This window comes from Hydrogenophaga sp. L99, assembly GCF_058731905.1.
Genome location: NZ_CM178972.1, coordinates 2,966,420 through 2,986,002 on the forward strand (window position 1 = coordinate 2,966,420; position 19,583 = coordinate 2,986,002).

18 protein-coding genes and 2 pseudogenes are annotated in these 19,583 nt (G+C 65.8%); 18 read left to right on the forward strand and 2 right to left on the reverse strand.

The window, feature by feature from the left end:
- Nucleotides 1-48 precede the first annotated feature (48 nt).
- The 15 genes and pseudogenes from AC4QBL_RS14115 to AC4QBL_RS14185 all read left to right on the forward strand — a co-directional run bounded on the left by AC4QBL_RS14115 (nucleotide 49) and on the right by AC4QBL_RS14185 (nucleotide 13,615).
- Nucleotides 49-321, forward strand: a complete 273-nt coding sequence (locus AC4QBL_RS14115) for a DUF2934 domain-containing protein (RefSeq protein ID WP_305334179.1) — start codon at nucleotides 49-51, stop codon at nucleotides 319-321.
- 733 nt (nucleotides 322-1,054) lie between these two features.
- Nucleotides 1,055-1,449 (forward strand): annotated as a pseudogene (locus tag AC4QBL_RS14120) (IS21 family transposase); the annotation flags it as partial.
- A pseudogene (locus AC4QBL_RS14125) lies at nucleotides 1,442-1,957 on the forward strand (ATP-binding protein); the annotation flags it as partial. The pseudogenes AC4QBL_RS14120 and AC4QBL_RS14125, both read left to right, overlap by 8 nt.
- A 177-nt stretch (nucleotides 1,958-2,134) precedes the next feature.
- Nucleotides 2,135-2,896, forward strand: coding sequence for a FadR/GntR family transcriptional regulator (locus tag AC4QBL_RS14130; RefSeq protein ID WP_472908058.1), 762 nt, complete (start codon nucleotides 2,135-2,137; stop codon nucleotides 2,894-2,896).
- Nucleotides 2,893-3,825: an L-threonate dehydrogenase gene (gene ltnD / locus AC4QBL_RS14135; RefSeq protein WP_472908059.1), complete on the forward strand. Its 933-nt coding sequence runs from the start codon at nucleotides 2,893-2,895 to the stop codon at nucleotides 3,823-3,825. Before AC4QBL_RS14130 ends, ltnD begins: the two co-directional genes overlap by 4 nt.
- On the forward strand, nucleotides 3,822-5,099 hold the full coding sequence (gene otnK, locus AC4QBL_RS14140) for a 3-oxo-tetronate kinase (protein ID WP_472908060.1): 1,278 nt from the start codon (nucleotides 3,822-3,824) through the stop codon (nucleotides 5,097-5,099). Before ltnD ends, otnK begins: the two co-directional genes overlap by 4 nt.
- Nucleotides 5,096-5,773: a class II aldolase/adducin family protein gene (locus tag AC4QBL_RS14145; RefSeq protein WP_472908061.1), complete on the forward strand. Its 678-nt coding sequence runs from the start codon at nucleotides 5,096-5,098 to the stop codon at nucleotides 5,771-5,773. Before otnK ends, AC4QBL_RS14145 begins: the two co-directional genes overlap by 4 nt.
- A gap of 19 nt (nucleotides 5,774-5,792) precedes the next feature.
- Nucleotides 5,793-6,590 carry a 2-oxo-tetronate isomerase gene (gene otnI, locus AC4QBL_RS14150; RefSeq protein ID WP_472908062.1) on the forward strand — a complete coding sequence of 266 codons (798 nt, stop codon included), beginning with the start codon at nucleotides 5,793-5,795 and terminating at the stop codon, nucleotides 6,588-6,590.
- Nucleotides 6,587-7,609, forward strand: a complete 1,023-nt coding sequence (gene denD, locus AC4QBL_RS14155) for a D-erythronate dehydrogenase (RefSeq protein ID WP_305336010.1) — start codon at nucleotides 6,587-6,589, stop codon at nucleotides 7,607-7,609. Before otnI ends, denD begins: the two co-directional genes overlap by 4 nt.
- A 46-nt stretch (nucleotides 7,610-7,655) precedes the next feature.
- Entirely contained in the window at nucleotides 7,656-8,630 is a 975-nt protein-coding gene (locus AC4QBL_RS14160) for a TRAP transporter substrate-binding protein (RefSeq protein ID WP_305336009.1), read from the forward strand.
- A gap of 169 nt (nucleotides 8,631-8,799) precedes the next feature.
- On the forward strand, nucleotides 8,800-9,291 hold the full coding sequence (locus tag AC4QBL_RS14165) for a TRAP transporter small permease (protein WP_305336008.1): 492 nt from the start codon (nucleotides 8,800-8,802) through the stop codon (nucleotides 9,289-9,291).
- Nucleotides 9,292-9,343: 52 nt separating this feature from the next.
- Complete coding sequence (locus AC4QBL_RS14170) at nucleotides 9,344-10,669, forward strand: TRAP transporter large permease (RefSeq protein WP_305336007.1); 1,326 nt, start codon at nucleotides 9,344-9,346, stop codon at nucleotides 10,667-10,669.
- Nucleotides 10,670-10,691: 22 nt separating this feature from the next.
- Entirely contained in the window at nucleotides 10,692-12,125 is a 1,434-nt protein-coding gene (locus tag AC4QBL_RS14175) for an aldehyde dehydrogenase family protein (RefSeq protein ID WP_305336006.1), read from the forward strand.
- A gap of 21 nt (nucleotides 12,126-12,146) precedes the next feature.
- On the forward strand, nucleotides 12,147-12,908 hold the full coding sequence (locus tag AC4QBL_RS14180) for an SDR family oxidoreductase (protein WP_305336005.1): 762 nt from the start codon (nucleotides 12,147-12,149) through the stop codon (nucleotides 12,906-12,908).
- Nucleotides 12,909-13,045: 137 nt separating this feature from the next.
- The gene (locus tag AC4QBL_RS14185) at nucleotides 13,046-13,615 is read left to right on the forward strand and encodes a transposase (protein WP_492131600.1); all 570 of its coding nucleotides are present in this window, start codon (nucleotides 13,046-13,048) and stop codon (nucleotides 13,613-13,615) included.
- 206 nt (nucleotides 13,616-13,821) lie between these two features.
- Here AC4QBL_RS14185 and glmS read toward each other — a convergent pair whose 3' ends face one another.
- On the reverse strand, nucleotides 13,822-15,684 hold the full coding sequence (gene glmS, locus AC4QBL_RS14190; RefSeq protein WP_472908064.1) for a glutamine--fructose-6-phosphate transaminase (isomerizing): 1,863 nt from the start codon (nucleotides 15,682-15,684) through the stop codon (nucleotides 13,822-13,824).
- Nucleotides 15,685-15,819: 135 nt separating this feature from the next.
- Between glmS and AC4QBL_RS14195 the strand changes: the two genes are divergently transcribed.
- Both AC4QBL_RS14195 and AC4QBL_RS14200 read left to right on the forward strand, forming a co-directional pair.
- The gene (locus AC4QBL_RS14195) at nucleotides 15,820-16,317 is read left to right on the forward strand and encodes an Lrp/AsnC family transcriptional regulator (RefSeq protein ID WP_472908065.1); all 498 of its coding nucleotides are present in this window, start codon (nucleotides 15,820-15,822) and stop codon (nucleotides 16,315-16,317) included.
- A gap of 161 nt (nucleotides 16,318-16,478) precedes the next feature.
- Nucleotides 16,479-17,204 carry a DUF2726 domain-containing protein gene (locus AC4QBL_RS14200; RefSeq protein ID WP_472908066.1) on the forward strand — a complete coding sequence of 242 codons (726 nt, stop codon included), beginning with the start codon at nucleotides 16,479-16,481 and terminating at the stop codon, nucleotides 17,202-17,204.
- Between the two features lie 30 nt (nucleotides 17,205-17,234).
- On the opposite strand, the gene glmU is transcribed toward AC4QBL_RS14200, so the two are convergent.
- A complete protein-coding gene (gene glmU, locus AC4QBL_RS14205; RefSeq protein WP_472908067.1) occupies nucleotides 17,235-18,632 on the reverse strand; it encodes a bifunctional UDP-N-acetylglucosamine diphosphorylase/glucosamine-1-phosphate N-acetyltransferase GlmU in 1,398 nt (465 codons plus the stop codon).
- Here glmU and AC4QBL_RS14210 point away from each other — a divergent pair.
- The gene (locus tag AC4QBL_RS14210) at nucleotides 18,631-19,575 is read left to right on the forward strand and encodes a DUF6279 family lipoprotein (protein WP_472908068.1); all 945 of its coding nucleotides are present in this window, start codon (nucleotides 18,631-18,633) and stop codon (nucleotides 19,573-19,575) included. The two genes, glmU and AC4QBL_RS14210, sit on opposite strands and share 2 nt — an antisense overlap.
- Nucleotides 19,576-19,583 lie beyond the last annotated feature (8 nt).

The window sequence follows — 19,583 nt, forward strand, 5'->3', positions numbered from 1 at the left end:
GAGGGTGCAGCGCATCAACAGACCTCAGAAATTTCAAGGAGCGCAGACATGACACCGTCCCAGGGAAGTGAGGTGCGCAAGCGCGCATCGACCAAGAAGCCGTCGCCCGCGGCGGAGGCGAGAGCAGACGACCCGTCGCTGACCGGTGAAAACGGGGTCACCCCATCCCGCGAGGCGCGTATCCGCGAAGTGGCCTACGCCCTCTACGAAAACCGTGGTGGTGTGGATGGCAACGACCTCGACGACTGGCTGGCCGCGGAAGCGGCCGTGTCGGGCGAGTCTTTTGTGGCCAACCCCACGGCGGCGCCCTCGGAAGACTGACCGGTACAGCCAGCCCCGACGTGCGCCCTTGCAGGCCACGTGATCGGGCCGGGCTTCATCCAGGCGTGTTCATGGGCTCGCCGTTGTGGCAAATCCGCCGCCACCGCAGGTTGACACGCCGGCAGGCTGATCATCGGGCGCCATTGCCCATTTCATGCTGCCCTCGCATGCCGTCTGGAAGGCACTGGGGTGGACGGCCAGGCGTCTGTGGCGCTGAACAGCATGAGCCCCAGTAGGCATATGCGCGCTCGTGCGTGTGCGGCAAAACCCGGTGGGTCAAATCGCACACGCTGCGCCGTCACGGGGTGAGGACCAGGTGAACGGCTGCTGAACTGTTTTTCCAGTGACCGTAAAAATAAAAAGTGCCCGCGCTCAAGTTTTCTCTGTGGGATCAAAGTTTTGAAAAAGTGTCAAAACACCACTTGAGGGCACTGTGCCGACTCAAAACTGACCCAGGTGTTTTACTGACCCTGCCTAAATTTTGGGCAGGGGAAACAGAAGGTGATCACCATGGAAATGTTGTGCGCGCTCAAGGCCGATGCACAACGCCCCAAGCAGGACCGGCGCACAGGGATGGCCTTGTTTGCCCAGATCAAAGCGAGTGGCTAAGAGGGCGGCTACACCCACCGGCTGCAGGTCTCGCACATGAAGTTGTGTGCCAGCCGCGCGTTCTGGCTGGTGGCCTACCCCAGCTAGGGACACGAGATGCTGTTTGACGCCCATACCCACCCGGGGGCACATCTGCTACGACTGGCAGCACTACATCGCGCTGATCCAGCGCATGCCCTGGGCGCTGAGAAACGGCGCACCCTTTGCCGACATGCCGGCGCCCTTGCAGCGCCTGCGCCAGGGGCTGATGCGCCATGCGGAGGGCGACAGGACCATGGCACAGGTGCTCAACTGTGTGGCCAGCCACGGGCTGGAGCGGTGCTGGTGGCGGTGGATCTGGTGATCGAGTCGGGGGCGCTGAGCACCGTGCACGTGCTCAATGGGCTGGCGCGCCTGAGAGCGCCGCCACCACCGCCGGATGTGCAAATCAGCCTGGCGCTCAAGGAAGCGCCGATCGCCAACACCGGGCGCTATGACAGCCTGTGTGGCGACGCCTTGGAGGGCGTGAGCCATGCGTGATAGTGCCGCCGAACTCAAGAACTGCGCCTGGGCGGCATGTCCGCATGCCTGCGGCCGAGTTGACGACGCCGAAAGGGGGCTCAAGCGATGTGGGCGTACAAACCTCGCGCTGGTTGATCGAGCACCTGCTGCAGGCTGAACATGCGCACCGGGCCTTTGCTTCGGTGCGCCACCAGATGAAGGCCGCCAGGTTTCCGCTGAATCGGGACCTTGCCGGCTTTGACTTCGAGGCCTCCACGTTGGATCAAAAGCTGGTACGGCAACTGAGCACGCTGGCGTTCACCGATGCAGCACAGAACGCGGTACTCATTGGCGGTCCGGGCACGGGCAAGACGGACCTGGCGACTGCCATTGGCGTTGCCGGCATTGCGCCCAAGGGCAGCGGGTGCGTTTCTATTCCACGGTCGATCTGGTCAACGAGCTGGAGCGCGAAAAGCGTGAGGGTAAGGCCGGGCGCATCCCACTGGCGCTGACGCGTCTGGACCTGGTCATTCTGGACGAGTTGGGCTAAGTGCCCTTCAGCCAGGCAGGCGGTGCTTTGCTTTTCCACCCAATGAAATCCGGACCATTTACACAAAATCTCGGACATGCCTCGTCAACGATGCAGGGAAAACCACGAGGGAAAACCCCCTCATTATTTGTATGATGATCATATGACTAGACATCAAACGACCTTCCTCCAGGCATGAGCGACGCCCTGCAGGCGCCTGAGCGCCTCACCGACAAACTCGCCGGCCTGCTCTTGCAGCGCATCGAGTCGGGGGAGTTGGCGCCCGACGAGCGCCTGCCCACAGAACAGCGTCTGTCCGAGCTGTTCGGTGTGTCGCGCACCGTTGTGCGCGAAGCGGTGAGCCGGCTCAAGTCCATCGGACTTCTCACCTCGCGTCAGGGCTCCGGTGTGTTTGTGGCGCCCCGGCACCAGGCACGCGCCCTGACCTTTGACCCCATGGTGTTCACTTCCATGGAAAGCGTGCTGCAGGTGGTGGAAGTTCGTCGCGGGCTCGAAGCCGACGTGGCAGCACTCGCCGCGCAACGAATGACCTCCGAGAAGGCGCTGTCCATTTCGCAGGCGCTGGCCCACTTGGAGGCCTGCCCGCCCCAGGGGGCAGAAGGCGTGGAAGCCGACCTCGCTTTTCACCGCACCATTGCACGCGCCACCGAGAACCCGCACTACGAGCGTCTGCTGGGCTTCCTGGAGCAGTACCAGCGCGAGGCCATGAACGTGACGCGCACCAACGAAGCGCTCGACAGCGGCTACATGGTGGAGGTGCGCGAAGAACACCGCGCTATCGCCGAAGCCGTGATGCGCGGTGACGCCACCGCCGCGCGCGAGGCTGCCATGCGCCACATGAACAACGCGGTCCACCGCCTGCACAACGCTGCCCCTCCCATACGCCGCGCCCTCGGGGCGATGCTTGCTCCCTCTTCACCCGGTTCTTCTTCATGAGCAACGATTCCACCAAAACACTCGGCGTCGTCGGCCTGGGCTCCATGGGCATGGGTGCCGCGCTCTCGGCCTTGCGCCAGGGCGTGACCACCTGGGGTTGCGACCCGCGCGCCGAAGCCCGCGCAGCTTTTGAACGAGCGGGCGGCCGCGCCACCGCCAGCGTGGCCGAACTGGCCGGCCACTGCGACGTGGTTCTGGTGCTGGTGGTCAACGCGGCGCAGACCGAAGACGTGCTGTTCGGCGCGCAAGGCGTGGCCTCGACCCTGAAGCAAGGCGGCGTGGTGGTGTGCTCGGCCACCGTCGACCCTGCCCTGCCCCCGGTGTGGGAACAGCGCCTGCTGGCCACCGGCCACTGGCTGATCGACGGCCCGGTGTCGGGTGGTGCGAAAAAAGCCGCGGCTGGGCAGATGACGGTGATGGCCTCGGGTCAGCCCGAAGCCTTCGCCGCCGCCGGCAGCGTGCTCGAGGCCTTTGCCGGCAAGGTCTACCGCCTGGGCGACAAGGCCGGCGTGGGCTCCACCGTGAAGATGGTCAACCAGCACCTGGCGGGTGTGCACATTGCCACCGCCTGCGAAGCCATGGCCCTGGGCATGCGCGCCGGTGCCGAGCCGCGCCAACTGTACGAGGTGATCTGCAATTCCGCCGGCATGAGCTGGATGTTCGAGAACCGCGTGCCGCACATCCTCGACGGCGACTACACGCCGCTCTCGGCGGTGAACATCTTCATCAAGGACCTGGGCATCGTGCTCGACGCCGCGCGCCAGCTCAAGTTTCCGCTGCCGCTGGCCGCCGCCGCGCACCAGCTCTACCTGTCCACCGCGGCCATGGGCCTGGGCGCTGAAGACGACTCGGCCGTGGTGAAGTACTACGCCCAACTGGCTGGCATCGAGCTGCCTTCGCCCGCACCCACGGCACAGGCGCCGGTATGATCCTCGGCGTCATCGCAGACGACTTCACCGGCGCCACCGACGTGGCCAGCATGCTGGTGCGCGCCGGCATGCACACGGTGCAGGTGCTCGGCGTGCCCCACGACGGCTTGCCGCAGGCCGACGCGGTGGTGGTCGCGCTCAAGACGCGCACCGTGGCCCCGGCCGACGCGGTGGCGCAGAGCCTCACCGCGCTGGCCGCCTTGCGCGCCGCGGGCGCGCGGCAGACCTATTTCAAATACTGCTCCACCTTCGATTCCACGCCGCAGGGCAACATCGGCCCGGTCACCGCCGCGCTCATGGCCGCGCTCGGCACCGACTTCACGATCGCCTGCCCCGCGTTTCCGGAGAACGGCCGCACCGTGTTCCGCGGCCACCTGTTTGTGGGCGATGCGCTGCTGAGTGATTCGGGCATGCGCAACCACCCTCTCACACCCATGACCGACGCGAACCTGGTGCGCGTGCTGCAGGCGCAGACGAGCCACACGGTGGGCCTGCTGCGCCACGACACACTCGACGGCGGCGGGCCCGCCACGCAGGCGCGCATGGCCCGGCTGCGGGCCGACGGCGTGGCGATCGCGGTGGCCGATGCCCTGAGCAACGAGCACCTGCTCACACTGGCCGAGGCCTGCGCCGAGCTGCCCCTGATCACCGCCGGGTCGGGCGTGGCGCTGGGCCTGCCGCCCGCGTATGCGCGGCGCGGCTGGTTCATGCCCAAGGCCAACGCCGCCGATCTGGACACTCTGCAAGGCCCCGGCGCGGTGGTTTCGGGCTCGTGTTCAGAAGCCACCAACGCGCAGGTCGCGCAGTGGCTGGCCGCTGGCCGCAGCGCCTTGCAGATCGATCCGCTGGCACTTCACCAGGGCGGGCAAAGCGCCGACACGGTGCTGGCCCAGGCCACGCAGGCGCTGGCGCAAGGCCCGGTGCTGGTCTACGCTACCGCCGCACCCGAGAGCGTGCGCGCGGTGCAGCAAGCGCTGGGTGTGCAGGCCGCTGGCGAGCTGGTTGAAAACGCGCTGGCCCGCATTGCCCAAGGCCTGGTGCAGGCCGGCGTGCGCCGCCTGGTGGTGGCCGGGGGCGAAACCTCGGGCGCGGTGGTGCAGGCCCTGGGCGTGCAGCAGCTGCGCATCGGCGCGCCCATCTGCCCGGGCGTGCCCTGGACACAGGCCACCCTGGCCGGCAGCAGCGAGGCGGTGCAACTGGCGCTCAAGTCGGGCAACTTCGGCGGTGTCGATTTCTTCGCCCAGGCGCTGCAGCAAGCGGGGGTGGCGCTGTGAGCCAGCCAGCACCCACCGCGCAAGACACCGTGCGGGCCGAGGTGGCCCGCGTGGGCGCCAGCCTGTTCCAGCGCGGTCTGGTGCACTCCACCGCCGGCAACATCAGCGTGCGCCTCACGGCCGAGCAAGGCGGCGGCTTCCTCATCACCCCCACCGACGCCTGCCTGGGTTTTCTCGACCCCGCACAACTGGCCTGGGTGGGCCAAGACGGCAGCGCCCTGGGCGGTGAGCGCGCCAGCAAGACGCTCACCCTGCACCGCCGCATCTACGCCACCGCACCGGCTGCGCACTGCGTGCTGCACACGCACTCCACGCATCTTGTGGCGCTCACTCTGCAAGGCGTATGGCGCCATGACGACATCTTGCCGCCGCTCACGCCGTATCAACTCATGAAGGTGGGCCATGTACCCCTGGTGCCCTACCGCGTGCCGGGCGACGCCAGCGTGGCCGACGATGTGGCCGCGCTCATCGCCAAGGCGCATCGGCCTCTGCGCGCGGTGATGCTGGAGCGCCTGGGCCCCACCGTGTGGCACGACAGCCCGGCCAGCGCCATGGCGTTAATCGAAGAACTCGAAGAAACCGCGCGCCTGTGGCTGATGACCGAGCGCCGCACCGAACCCCTGACCCAAGCGCAGATCAGCGAACTTCAGGCCCGATTCAACACCCCCTGGTGACACGGAACACCGCCACAGCATGCCCCGCTTCGCCGCCAACCTGACCATGATGTACACCGAGGTGCCGTTCCTCGACCGCTTTGCTGCGGCCGCGCGCGACGGCTTCGACGCGGTGGAGTACCTCTTTCCCTACGAACACGCGCCGGGCGAGATCACCGCGCGCCTGAAAGACCACGGCCTCACACAAGCCCTGTTCAACCTGCCGCCGGGTGACTGGGCCGCCGGTGAACGCGGCATGGCCTGCCACCCCGGGCGGGAGACCGAGTTCGCCGCCGCGCTGGACCATGCCCTGCCCTGGATCGAAGCCACCGGCTGTCGCCGCGTGCACGCCATGGCCGGCCTGGTGCCCGCAAGCAGCGGTGCCGCCGCCTGCCACGCCACGTATGTGAACAACCTGCGCCACGCCGCCGCCAGCCTGGCGCCGCTGGGCGTGAGTCTGATGATCGAGCCGATCAACAGCCGCGACATGCCGGGCTATTTCCTGAGCCTGCAGCAACACGCGCACGACGTGCTCGCCGAGGTCGGCGCGCCAAACCTGAAAGTGCAGATGGACTTCTACCACTGCCAGATCATGGAAGGCGACCTGAGCAAGCGCCTGCAGAAGCACCTGGACGGCGTGGGCCATGTGCAGATCGCGGGTGTGCCCGACCGCCACGAGCCCGATGGGGGCGAAGTGAACTTTCCCCACCTGTTCGACCTGCTGGACACGCTCGGCTACGGTGGGTTCGTGGGCTGCGAATACCGCCCCAAGGCCGGCACCAGCGAAGGCCTGGACTGGCTGCACCTTTACCAGGCCTCCCGGAAATCACACGCATGAACATCCTCATCACCGGCGGCGCCGGCTTCCTCGGCGACCGACTCGCCCGCACCCTGCTGCAGCAAGGCACGCTGCGCGGCCAACCCATCCACCAACTGATGCTGGCCGACCTGGTGCCTCCGCGCGACACAGCGCTGCTGGCCGACGCCAGCGTGCGCCACCACACCGGTGACCTGCTGGCGCAAATTCCCGCCCTCATGGCGCAACGCTGGGACGCGGTGTTCCACCTGGCCTCCGCCGTGTCCGGCGAATGCGAGGCCAACTTCGACCTCGGCCTGCACGCCAACCTGGACACCACGCGCCGCCTGCTTGACGCCTGCCGCGCACAAACGCTCGCCGGTCATCCGCCGCCCCTGTTTTTCTTCTCCAGCTCGGTGGCGGTCTTCGGCAGCGACGCCGCCGTACCTCTGCCCGCCGTGGTGCGCGACGACACCCTGCCCACGCCGCAGTCCAGCTACGGCATCCACAAGTTTGTCTGCGAGCAGCTGGTGGCCGACTACACCCGAAAAGGCTTCATCGACGGGCGTGCCGCCCGGCTCATGACGGTCTCGGTGCGCCCGGGTCGGCCCAATGGCGCGGCCTCCAGCTTTCTCTCCGGCCTGTTCCGCGAGCCGCTGGCCGGCCAGCCCAGCGTGTGCCCGGTGGACCGGGACACCGAAGTGGCCCTTTCCTCGCCGGCCAACACCATCGCCGGCATCCTGACCGTGGCCGAGGCCAGCCGGGATGCCTTTGGTGGCCGCACCGCCATCAACCTGCCGGCGCTCACGGTCAGCGTGCGCCAGATGCTGCAGGCGTTGCAGGACCTGGTCGGCCCCGAGGTGCTGTCGCTGATTCGGGATGAGCCCGATGCGGCGGTGAAAAAAATTGTGCAGGCTTGGCCTTCCCGCTTCGAGAGCCCGCGTACCGCCGCGCTGGGCCTGTCCCCTGATCCCGATTTCGGCAGCGTGTTGCGCCAGTACGTGCAACACCACACCGAAGCCGTGACCCACCCAGCCGCGCGCCAGCGGCTCGGTCTTTGAGTGTTCCGTTCCCGTTCCGTCATCAAAACCACCTAGGAGACCTGAGATGAAAGCTCTGTTGAAACCCCTCGCCCTGGCCGCCGTGCTGGCCGCTGCCGCCACCGGCGCACAGGCCCAAACCATCCTGAAGATCGGCTACGCCACCTCGGCCACCTCGCACTACGGCGTGGGCTCCACCGTGTTCTGCGAAGAAATGGAAAAGGGCACCCAGGGCCGCTTCAAGTGCCAGCAATTCCCGTCGTCGGCACTCGGCGGTGAGCGCGAGCAGATCGAAGCGGTGCAACTGGGCACGCAAGACTTGGTGAACACCTCCACCGGCCCGCTGGGCAACTTCGTGCCTGAAGTTCGCATCGTGGACATTCCCTTCCTGTTCCGCGACTACGACCACGCGCGCAAGGTTATGGACGGCCCGATTGGCCAGGACCTGCAGAAGAAGATGGCCGCCAAAGGCCTGATCAACCTGGCCTGGACCGAAAACGGCTTCCGCCACATGACCAACAGCAAGCGGCCGATAAACACCGCCGAAGACGCTGCGGGCCTGAAGATGCGCACCATGGAAAACAAGGTGCACATGGACGGCTACAAGACGTTTGGCATCCTGCCAACCCCGATGCCCTTCCCCGAGCTGTTCACCGCGCTGCAGCAAGGCACCGTCGATGGTCAGGAAAACCCGATTCCCGTGATCCTGGCCAGCAAGTTTTCTCAGGTGCAAAAACACCTGTCGCTGACCGGCCACGTGTATTCGCCTGCCGCGCTCATCCTGTCGCCCGCGGTGTGGAACAAGCTGTCTGACGCCGACAAAGCCGTCTTCACCGCCGCTGCCAGGAAGGGTGCAGCGGCCCAGCGCAAAAAAGTGAACGACGACGAGGCCAGCGGCATCGCCCAGCTGCGCGCCGAAGGCATGCAGGTGATCGAGAAGGTCAACGGCGAGAGCTTCCGCCGGGCGGTCGCACCGGCCTACGCCAACTTCGCCAAAGAGTTCGGCGCCGACAAGATCGCTGCAATCCAGGCGGTCCGGTAAGTTCTTCCGCCGCGCTTGCGGCGCGCCCTCAGCTCCCTGGGGGCACCACCGCGGGTTCGGCGCAGCCGGACCCGCGGTGGTGCTGACTGAGCCCCCTTTTCTGGTAACAGCGTCGGTTGTTCACCTCTCGTCTGTTGTCGCCCTTTTCCACCGATCTGTGTTCGCCGCCATGAAACCCTTCATCCTCACGCTCGACCGCTGGATTACTGGCGCCTGCCTGCACGTCGCCTGTTTCTTGCTGGCGGTCATCGCCTGCCTGGGGCTGTGGCAGGTGGTCACGCGCTTCGTCTTTTCTCAGCCCTCGACCTTCACCGAAGAGGCCATGCGTCGGCTGCTGATCTGGACCGTGATGCTGGGCATGGCGGTGGCCGTGCGCAAGGGCGCGCTGGTCTCGGTGGACCTGATGCTGCGCCTGTCGCGGGGCGTCTGGCGGCGCATCGTGCGCCGAATCATCTCGGGCGTGAACATCGCTTTCTTTTCGACTGTGCTGTGGTTCGGTATCGACCTGGTCTGGCGCGTGCGCTTCCAGACCTTTGCCAGCATGGAGATCTCAATGTCGTGGGCCTACGCTGCGGTGCCCGTGGGCGCACTGCTGGGCATTCTGGCCACGCTGGCCCACCACCTGGATCCACAGAACCAGGAACTCGAAACGGCGCAGTGAACGCGCTCGCCCTCCACGCCACACCGCTTCCCACTTTCTCCAGGACACATTCATGCCCTTGACCCTTCTCATCACCATGATGGTGTGTTTCGCCTTCAGCATCTCGGTCGCGGTGGCGATTGGCGGCTCGGCGGTGCTGGGCATTGCGCTGTTCGACCCGAACCAGCTGATCCTGGTGCCCAAGGAGATGTTCAGCGCCATCGACAAGTTTCCGCTGTTGGCCATCCCCTTCTTCATTCTGGCGGGCAACCTGATGGAGACCGGTGGCATCTCGCGCCGACTGGTGGACTTTGCCAAGTCGCTGGTTGGCGGTGTGCAGGGCGGCCTGCCCATGACCTGCGTGCTCACCTGCATGATCTTCGCCGCCGTCTCGGGCAGTTCGGTGGCCACCACGTTTGCCATCGGCGCCATCCTGATCCCGGCCCTCATCAAGCACGGCTACCCGGTGGGCTACGCGGCCTCGGTGCAGGCCACGTCGGCCGAGCTTGGGGTCGTCATTCCGCCGTCCATCCCGCTGATCCTGTTTGGTGTGGCGGCCGAGGTGTCGATTGGTGAGTTGTTCATCGCCGGCTTTGGCCCCGGGCTGCTGATCGGCGTGGCGCTGATGATCTTTGTGCACCTGTGGTGCCGCTTCAAGGGCCTGGGCAAAAACGACGGCGATGGTCGCCTGGGTGTCTGGCCCGCCACGCGCAACGCGGGCTGGGCCTTGCTGATGCCCGTCGTTATTCTGGGCGGTATTTACGGCGGCATCTTCACACCCACCGAGGCCTCGGTGATTGCGGTGTTTTATGCGCTGGTGGTGGGGCTGGTGATTCACCGCGAGCTCAAGCTGGCCGACATCGTGGTGGTGCTGCGCAAGTCGGTGATTTCCAGCGCGGTGATCATGTTCATCATTGCCAACGCCGGCCTGTTCGCCTTCCTGATCACCCGCGCCGGCATTCCCGACGCCATCGGCCAGTGGCTCACCGCAGTGCTGCAATCGCCCGGCATGTTCCTGCTGGGTGTGAACGTGGCGTTGTTCGTGATCGGCATGTTCATCGAGACCTCGGCCGCCATCATCGTGCTGGCGCCGATCCTGGTGCCCGTGGCCATCTACTTCGGTATCGATCCGGTGCACTTCGGCATCATCATGGTGGTGAACCTGGCACTGGGCATGATCACGCCGCCGTTTGGCGTGAACCTGTTCGCCGCCTGCACCGTGGCGAGAATTTCGCTCGATCGCATCATCGGCCACCTGCTGCCTTTCGTGCTGGTCATCATCGGCTGCCTGATGGTGATCACTTACGTCCCCTCCATCTCGCTGGCCCTACGCGACGCGGTGTTCGACAAACCGCCTGTGGTGCAGCCGGTGATTGGCCCGGCCATCGGGCCGCAGTAACCGAGCCACAGGACCCAAGGCCATGGCGCTGCATTTCATTGCCAACACCGCCGCACGCTCGACCAGCGGCCAGACGCTGCCGGTGATCGATCCGGCCACCGGTCAGACCTTCGACACCCTGGCGCGCGGCAACGCGGCCGACATCGACGCGGCGGTGACCGCAGCACGCCACTGCCTGGACACGACCTGGGCCCGCCTGACGGCCGCCGAGCGTGGTCGCCTGTTGATGAAACTCAGCGCCAAAGTGGCCGAACACGCCGACGAACTCACCGCGCTGGAGCAGCGTGATTGCGGCAAGCCGGTGAAGCAGGCCAGAGCTGACGCGCTGGCGCTGGTGCGCTACTTCGAGTTCTACGCTGGCGCCGGCGACAAGCTGCACGGCGAGACCATTCCCTATCTGGACGGCTACAGCGTGCTCACCTGGCGCGAGCCGCATGGGGTCACCGGCCATGTGATTCCCTGGAATTACCCGATGCAGATCTTCGGCCGCAGCGTGGGCGGCGCGCTGGCGGCGGGCAATGTGTGTGTGGTCAAGCCATCGGAAGATGCTTGCCTGTCTCTGCTGCGCGTGGCGGCGCTGGCGGCTGAGGTGGGTTTTCCAGCCGGCGCGATCAACATCGTCACCGGCTACGGCCACGAGGTGGGCGACGCGCTGGCGCGCCATCCCGGTATAGACCACATCAGCTTCACCGGTAGCCCGCGCGTGGGCACGCTGATTCAGCAGGTGGCCGCCGAACGCCATTGCCCGGTGACGCTGGAGCTGGGTGGCAAGGGGCCGCAGATCATGTTCGACGATGCCGATGTGGACGCTGCGCTGCCCTTCATCGTCAACGCCATCGTGCAAAACAGCGGCCAGACCTGCAGCGCCGGTTCGCGCCTGCTGGTGCAGCGCGGCATCTACGAATCGGTGCTGCAGCGGGTGGGCGAAGCCTTCACCGCCCTGCGCGCCGGCCCGCCCGCGATGGACCTGGATCTGGGCCCGCTGATCCGCCACAGCCAGTTGCAGCGGGTACACGGTTTTCTGGACGAGGCGCGGGCCGCGGGCATCGCCACGGTGGCGCAAGGCCGGGTGGTCGACGAGGCCGTTGCCGACGGTTTTTACGCCGCGCCCACGCTGCTGCGCGACGTGCCGGTGGACCACCGGCTGGCGCAGGAGGAGGTGTTTGGCCCCGTGCTCTCGGCCATGGCCTTCGACGACGAAGACCACGCGGTGCAGCTCGCCAACGCCACGCCGTTTGGCCTGGTGGCCGGCGTGTGGACGCGCGACGGCGCGCGCCAGTTCCGCATGGCCCGACGCGTGCACGCCGGCCAGGTGTTCGTCAACAACTACGGCGCGGGCGGTGGCGTGGAGTTGCCGTTTGGCGGCGTCAAGTCATCTGGCCACGGACGCGAAAAAGGCTTCGAAGCCCTGTACGGCTTTACCACCCTTAAAACCGTGGCCTTCCGCCACGGCTGAACCCCACAAGGACACCACAGCATGCGAGTCAAGGATCTCTCCATCATCGTCACCGGCGCAGGCAGCGGCTTCGGCGAGGGCATTGCCCTGCGCCTGGCCGAAGAAGGCGCCCAGGTCATCGTGAACGACATCGACGTGGCCAACGGCCAGCGCGTGGCCGCCGACATCGTGGCTGCGGGCGGCAAAGCGGCGTTCGTTGCCGCCGACGTCACGAAATCGGCCGACGTGAAAGCGCTGGTGCAGGCCACGCTGAACCTCCACGGCAAGCTCGACGTGATGGTCAACAACGCCGGCTGGACACACCGCAACCAGCCCGCGCTGGACGTGAGCGAAGACGACTTCGACCGCTGCTACGCGGTCAACGTCAAAAGCATTTACCTGGCCACCGTGCACGCCGTGCCTGCGCTGCGCGCCAATGGCGGCGGCAGCTTCATCAACATCGCGTCCACCGCCGGCGTGCGGCCCCGCCCGGGGCTCACCTGGTACAACGGCTCCAAGGGCGCCGTCATCACCACCAGCAAGTCGCTCGCGGCCGAACTGGGGCCGGAGAACATCCGGGTCAACTGCATCAACCCGGTGATGAATCCATTCACCACGCTGGGTCCATCGTTCGCTGGTGGCGAACTTACCGAGGAGCGCTTGAACAAGTTTCGATCCACCATCCCGTTGGGGCGCTTTTCGACACCGCTTGATGTGGCCAACGCCGTGCTGTACCTAGCCAGCAGCGACGCTGCCTTCATTTCAGGCGTCTGTTTGGAAGTGGATGGCGCGCGATGCGTATGAAGTTTGCTCATGGCCAAACCGAAGTGATGCATTGACGGTGGAGCCAGCGGAACAGGCCACTGCTTGAGTTATGCAACTCTATTTCCAGTTCATTAGATAAATAATATTCATGTCACGATTTTTTCAAGGAGATGGACATGGCGAGAACTGCGAGGGGTGCGGACAACTTGGAGTGGGCGCGAGAAGTGTTGGCGCAAGCGCACACGATTGAGCAATTGCGGCAGGCGCAAGCCGTGGTGCTGCCGCTGGATTACGGCTTGAGCATGGAGCAGACCGCGCGTGCGATTGGCCGCTCGGTGCCGTGGACGTGTCGGCTGCGCAACCGATTCCTGGCCGGCGAGATCGTCGGCGACGGCCAGCGCCAGGCGCGCGGCGGGCGCCGACGCCAGAACATGAGCGTCGAGCAGGAGCGCGAAGTGCTGGCCCCGTTCCTGGATCGGGCACGCACCGGGGGCATCCTGGTGGTCGGCCAGGTCAAGGCCGAACTCGAAGCCCGGTTGGGCCGCACGATGGCGCTGTCTTCGGTCTACAACCTGCTGCACCGGCACGGTTGGCGCAAGCGCGCCCCGGACAAGCGACACCCGCACAGCGACGTACTGGCTCAACAGGAGTGGAGAAAAAACGCCCCGATCGACTCGCCAAAATCCGCGCCTTCGACAGCCTCGACGCCTCGAGGATCTCCTCGAAGTCGCTCTGCGCGACTATGAAAACGACGCGCCATGCATCAAGTTCATCGTCGCATGGCCATGGATTATTGCTGCACTATTGAAATAGAAATGGAATTAGGCGCATGAGCGCTCGTGCGTGTGCGGCAAAACCCGGTGGGTCAAATCGCACACGCTGCGCCGTCACGGGGTGAGGACCGGCTGAACGGCTGCTGAACGGTTGCTTCAGCATCGATACAGCATCCCCCTCACTCCACCGTCACACTCTTCGCCAAATTCCTGGGCTTGTCCACATCCGCTCCCTTGGCCAAGGCGGTGTGATACGCCAGCAACTGCAACGGCACCACATGCAGGATGGGTGACAGCGCGCCGTAGTTTTCGGGCATGCGGATAACGTGGATGCCCTCGGCACTCTGGATGCGGGTGTCGGCGTCGGCCAGCACGTACAGCACACCACCGCGCGCGCGCACCTCCTGCATGTTGCTCTTGAGCTTTTCCAGCAGCGCGTCGTTGGGCGCCACGGTCACCACCGGCATGGCACTGGTTACCAGGGCCAGCGGGCCGTGTTTCAGTTCGCCGGCCGGGTAGGCTTCGGCGTGGATGTAGCTGATCTCTTTGAGTTTCAGCGCGCCTTCCAGCGCAATGGGGTAATGCAGGCCGCGGCCCAAAAACAGCGCATTGTCCATGCGGGCGAAGTCTTCGGCCCAGCTGATCACTTGGGGCTCTAGCGCCAGCACGGCTTGCAGTGCCACGGGCAGGTGGCGCATGGCCTTGAGGTGGTGGGCTTCTTGCTCTTCGCTCAGATGCCCGCGCGACTGCGCCAGCGCGAGCGTGAGCAAGAACAGGCCGGCCAGCTGGGTGGTAAACGCTTTGGTGGACGCCACACCAATTTCAACCCCGGCGCGGGTGATGTAGGCCAGCGTGCACTCGCGCACCATGGCGCTGGTGCTCACGTTGCAGATGGTGAGCGTGTGCTTCATGCCCAAGGCTTGGGCATGGCGCAGGGCGGCCAGGGTGTCGGCGGTTTCGCCGCTCTGGGTGATGGTGACCACCAGTGTGCGCGGGTTGGGCACGCTGGTGCGGTAGCGGTATTCGCTGGCCACTTCCACCTGGGTGGGGATTTTGGCAATGTCTTCCAGCCAGTATTTGGCCGCACAGCCGCTGTAGTAGCTGGTGCCGCAGGCCAAGATGAGCACGTTGTCGATGGCCTTGAACACGCTGTAGGCGCCGTCACCAAACAGCTCGGGCGTGATGCCCTCAATGCCTTCGAGCGTGTCGCCAATGGCGCGCGGCTGCTCAAAAATTTCCTTTTGCATGTAGTGGCGGTAGGGGCCCAGCTCGGCTGCGCCACTGTGCGCGTGCACGGTTTTCACGGGGCGCTGGCTGGCGTCAAAGGCCCGGCCCTGGCCGTCGGTCACCCAATAGCGGCCCAGCTGCAGGTCCACCAGGTCGCCTTCTTCCAGGTAAACAATCTGGCTGGTGACGCCGGCCAGGGCCATGGCGTCGCTGGCCAGAAAGTGCTCAGTGGCGCCTTCGCCCACGCCGAGCACCAAGGGCGAGCCCGCCCGCGCGCCCACCACGCGGTGCGGCTCGTCTTTGTGAAACACAGCCAGCGCATAGGCGCCGTGCAGCTGGGCCACGGCCGCTTGCAGGGCGGTGAACACGTCGCCTTCGTAGAGCGAGTCGATCAGGTGGGCGATGACTTCGGTGTCGGTCTGGCTTTCAAACACGTAGCCCTTGGCTTGCAGGGCAGCGCGCAGTTCGTCGTGGTTTTCAATGATGCCGTTGTGCACCAGCGCCACCCGGCCAGCCGAGCCGTCGGTGGAGGTGTTGGCCGGGCCGTGGCTGAAATGCGGGTGGGCGTTGTGCACCACCGGCGCGCCGTGGGTGGCCCAGCGGGTGTGGGCAATGCCGGTGCCGCTGGCAATGTGGTCGGCTTGCACCTGCTGCATCAGCTCGGCCACGCGGGCGGTGCTGCGGGCGCGGCGCAGGCCGCCGCTGTGCACAGCCACGCCGCACGAGTCGTAGCCACGGTATTCCAGCCGCTGCAAACCCTGAACCAGCACGGGCACGATGTCGCGCCCTGAAACCCCTGCCACGATGCCGCACATACCAAGCTCCTTGAATTGAATGGAGCCGATGCTAAACAGGAGTGAAAGAAATTAATCTTCAAAATTATTGCTAAAAACAATGATTTTCTTCATGCAAACAAATGATGATTCTTTTATTTCACGGAAAATGTTTTCATGGAAGAATTCAACATTGACGACGCCGATCTGCGGCTGCTGGACCTGCTGCAAACCGACGCGGCCCGCAGCAACCAGACGCTGGCCGAGCTGGCCCACCTGTCGCCGCCCACCAGCCTGCGGCGCATCAAGCGGCTGCGCAGCCTGGGCCTGATCGAGCGCGAAGTGGCCTTGCTCAGCCCCGACCGGCTCGCCCCGCTGCTGGGCCACGGCCTCACCGCTCTGGTGGAAGTGACGCTGGAACGCCAGGGCGCCGAACACCAGGAAGCGTTTGAAGCCCGCGTGGTGCCCGACCCGGCGGTGCAGCAGTGCTACCGCGTGAGCCCCGGGCCCGACTTCATGCTGGTGGTACACACCACCGACATGCCAGCCTACCTGGCGCTGGCACAACGCTTGTTCACCAGCGACGCCAATGTGCGCAACGTGAAGGCGTTTTTCAGCCTCAAGCGGGCCAAGTTTGACCCACGCCTGCCGCTGGGCCACGCGCCCAGCGCCTGATGCACAAGCGGCGCACCGCCCTTGCACGGCGCACCGCAACCGGGCAAATAACACGCCCCCGAGTTTTCACACGCGCGAAAACCCCACACCCACACCACAGCGCTCCTAGAATGCGAATTCATTAAAAACGCAGACGGTTGAGTGTCGTATTAGGGGGTTTTATGTTGCCTTTGTGGATTGCTTTCACCATTGCCCTCGCGCTGGTGGCCTTGGGCGTGTGGGCCTGGCGCTGGAACGCGCGGCGCTCGTCCGGCCGCGACGACCGCTACACACCCGAACCCATACTGACCGCCGAACAGGTGCAGATGCTGGACTACCTGAAAGACACCTTCCCGGGCCAGGTGGTGCTGCCCAACGTGGGGCTGAAAAACATGCTGTCGGTGCGCCGCGCCAAAGACAGCGCGCGCGCCGAAGACCGCCTGCGCAAACAGCAGGTGGACTTTGTGGTGTGCGGCGAAGACGGCCGCCCGGCATTTGCTTTTGACGTGGAGCAATACCACCTGAGCAACGCCAAGGCCAAGGCACACCAGGTGAAGATGAAGAACCGCATCTTGAAGACCGCCGGCGTGCGCTTTGTGTTCTTGAAAAACGGCCTGCACCGCATGCCCTCGCCGGCCGAGTTTCGCAAGCAGCTCAACCTGGCCGCCCTGCCCCAGCCCAAAGCCAAACAATCGGCCCGCGAAAGCGCACTGCAGCAGCTGGAAACCCAGTTTTCAGAATACGACCAGCTTTACCCCGCCACCGGTTACCGCGACTCCGAGGTCATGGGCATCAGCGGCCTGATGGACCTGGAGCCCTCGGGCCGCCGCCGGGGCCATACCGACACCGACCCCCGCTCGTCCAACAGCCGCTTTGACGGCGGCTCCATGGACGTGCGCGGCGGCTGAGACACATTCGAAACAGGACCTACGAAAAACTCAGGTTTTCTTTTTCGCAGGGCGCTGCCAGTCGGCCACGCTGATCTGCTTGCCCCGCGCCACCGACAGCGCCCCGGGCGGCGTGCTCTTGGTGATGGTGGAGCCACCGCCCACCGTGCCACCCGCGCCAATGGTGACCGGCGCCACCAGCACGCAGTTGCTGCCCACGTGCACATCGGCCTCAATCACGGTGCGGTGCTTGTTGGCACCGTCGTAGTTGGCGGTGATGCTGCCGGCACCGTAGTTCACCCGCTCGCCCACGTCGGCGTCGCCCAGGTAGGCCAGGTGGTTGGCTTTGGCGCCTGCGGCCAGGGTGCTGTTTTTCACTTCCACAAAGTTGCCAATGTGCACCTCGGCCCCCAGCTTGGCGCCGGGGCGCAGGCGGGCAAAGGGGCCAATGAGTGCCCCCGGGCCCACGCTCACGCCGAGCTTTTCGCCGTCGATGTGGGTGAAGGGGTGGATCACCGCGCCCGCCTCCACCACCGCGTTGGCGATCACGCAGTTGGCTCCAATGCGCACGCCGTCGCCCAACACCACGCGGCCTTCAAACACGCAGTTCACGTCAATGTCCACGTCTTGCCCGCACACCAGTTCGCCGCGCACGTCCAGCCGCGCCGGGTCGGCCAGGCGGGTGCCTTGCTCCATCAGGGTGTCGGCCACGCGGCGCTGGTAGGCCCGCTCCAGCTCGGCCAGTTGCAGCGGGCTGTTCACGCCGGCCACCTGCACCGCGTCGGCAATGCGGTGCGCCTGCACGCTCAGGCCGTCGCCCACGGCAAATTTCACCACGTCGGTCAGGTAGTACTCGCTCTGCGCGTTGCGGTTGTCCAGCCGGGCCAGCCAGCCCTTCAGCAGCCGGGTGGGCACCGCCATGATGCCGCTGTAAATTTCGGTGATGGCGCGCTGGGCTTCGCTCGCGTCTTTGTGCTCCACGATGGCCTGCACCGAGGCATCGGCCGCTCGCACAATGCGGCCGTAGCCGGTGGGGTTGGGCATGTCCAGCGTCAGCAGCGCCAGCCGCTCGCCGGCGCACAGGTCCAGCAGGGCTTGCAGGGTGTCGGGTTGGGTCAGCGGCACGTCGCCTGAGAGCACCAGGGTCACGCCGTCGTCGGGCAGCGCGGGGGCCGCTTGCTGCACCGCATGGCCGGTGCCCAGCTGCGGTTCCTGGCGCACATATTTCAGCGCGGTGCCGCCGGCTGGCGCTTTCAGGCCCGCTTCCACCTGCTCGGCGCCGTGGCCGGTGATCACCACCACCGAGCGGGCCGATAACCGCGCCGCGCAGTCGATCACATGCTGCGCCAATGCGCGCCCGCCCAAACGGTGCAACACTTTGGGCCGCAGGCTTTTCATGCGCGTGCCTTTGCCCGCCGCCATCACCACCACATCCACCGGGAACGACATGAACACCTCTGCTGAGCCCCAAAGGAGCCCTTGGTTGATTGATCCGAAGATTATCGCCCGCCGCATTTTGCTGGCCCTGGCGCTGGCGACCACACTGATCGTGCTGGGCGCCTGCAGCACCGCGCGCCTGGCCTACAACCAGGCACCCAACCTGCTCTACTGGTGGCTCGACGGCTACATGGACTTCACCAGTGCGCAGTCGCCACAGGCGCGCCAGGACATCGACGCCTTCCTGGCCTGGCACCGCAGCACCGAGCTGCCCACCTACGCCCGCCAACTGCAACAGTGGCAGGCGCTGGCCACGCAAGACATCACGCCGGCCCAGGCCTGCACCCAGTTTGAAGCCGTGCGCGCCGCCGTGCAGCGCGCCAGCGAGCGCGGCCTGGAGCCGCTGACCCGGCTGGCGCAGCAGCTCAGCCCCGAGCAACAGGCCCACCTGCAACGCCACCAGACCAAAAGCAACGAGTCGTTTGAAAAAGACTTTGTGCGCGGCAGCCCCGAACAGCGCCTGAGCCAGCGGCTCGACAAAGCCGTGAGCCGCAACGAAATGCTCTACGGCCGCCTGAGCCCCGCGCAGCGCGAGCTGCTGCAGAGCAGCCTGCAGCAGTCGCCCTGGGACGCCCAGAAAACCCAGCAAGAACGCCTGCGCCGCCAGAGCGATCTGCTGCAAACCCTGCAAACCGTGCAAGCGCTGAAAAACGGCAACGGGAACGGCAACGGGGTGGTGAATGCCGCAGCACTCAACGCCACCCGCAGCTACCTGGCTCGCGTGCTGCAGTCCCCCACGCCCGGCTACAGCGCCTACAGCCAAACCCAGGTGCAACACGGCTGCACCCAGTTTGCCGCGCTGCACAACACCACCACCCCCGAACAGCGCGCCAACGCCGTGCGCGTGCTCAAGGGCTACGAAGACGATTTGCAGGCGCTGGTGGCGCAGCGCTGAAGCGGCAC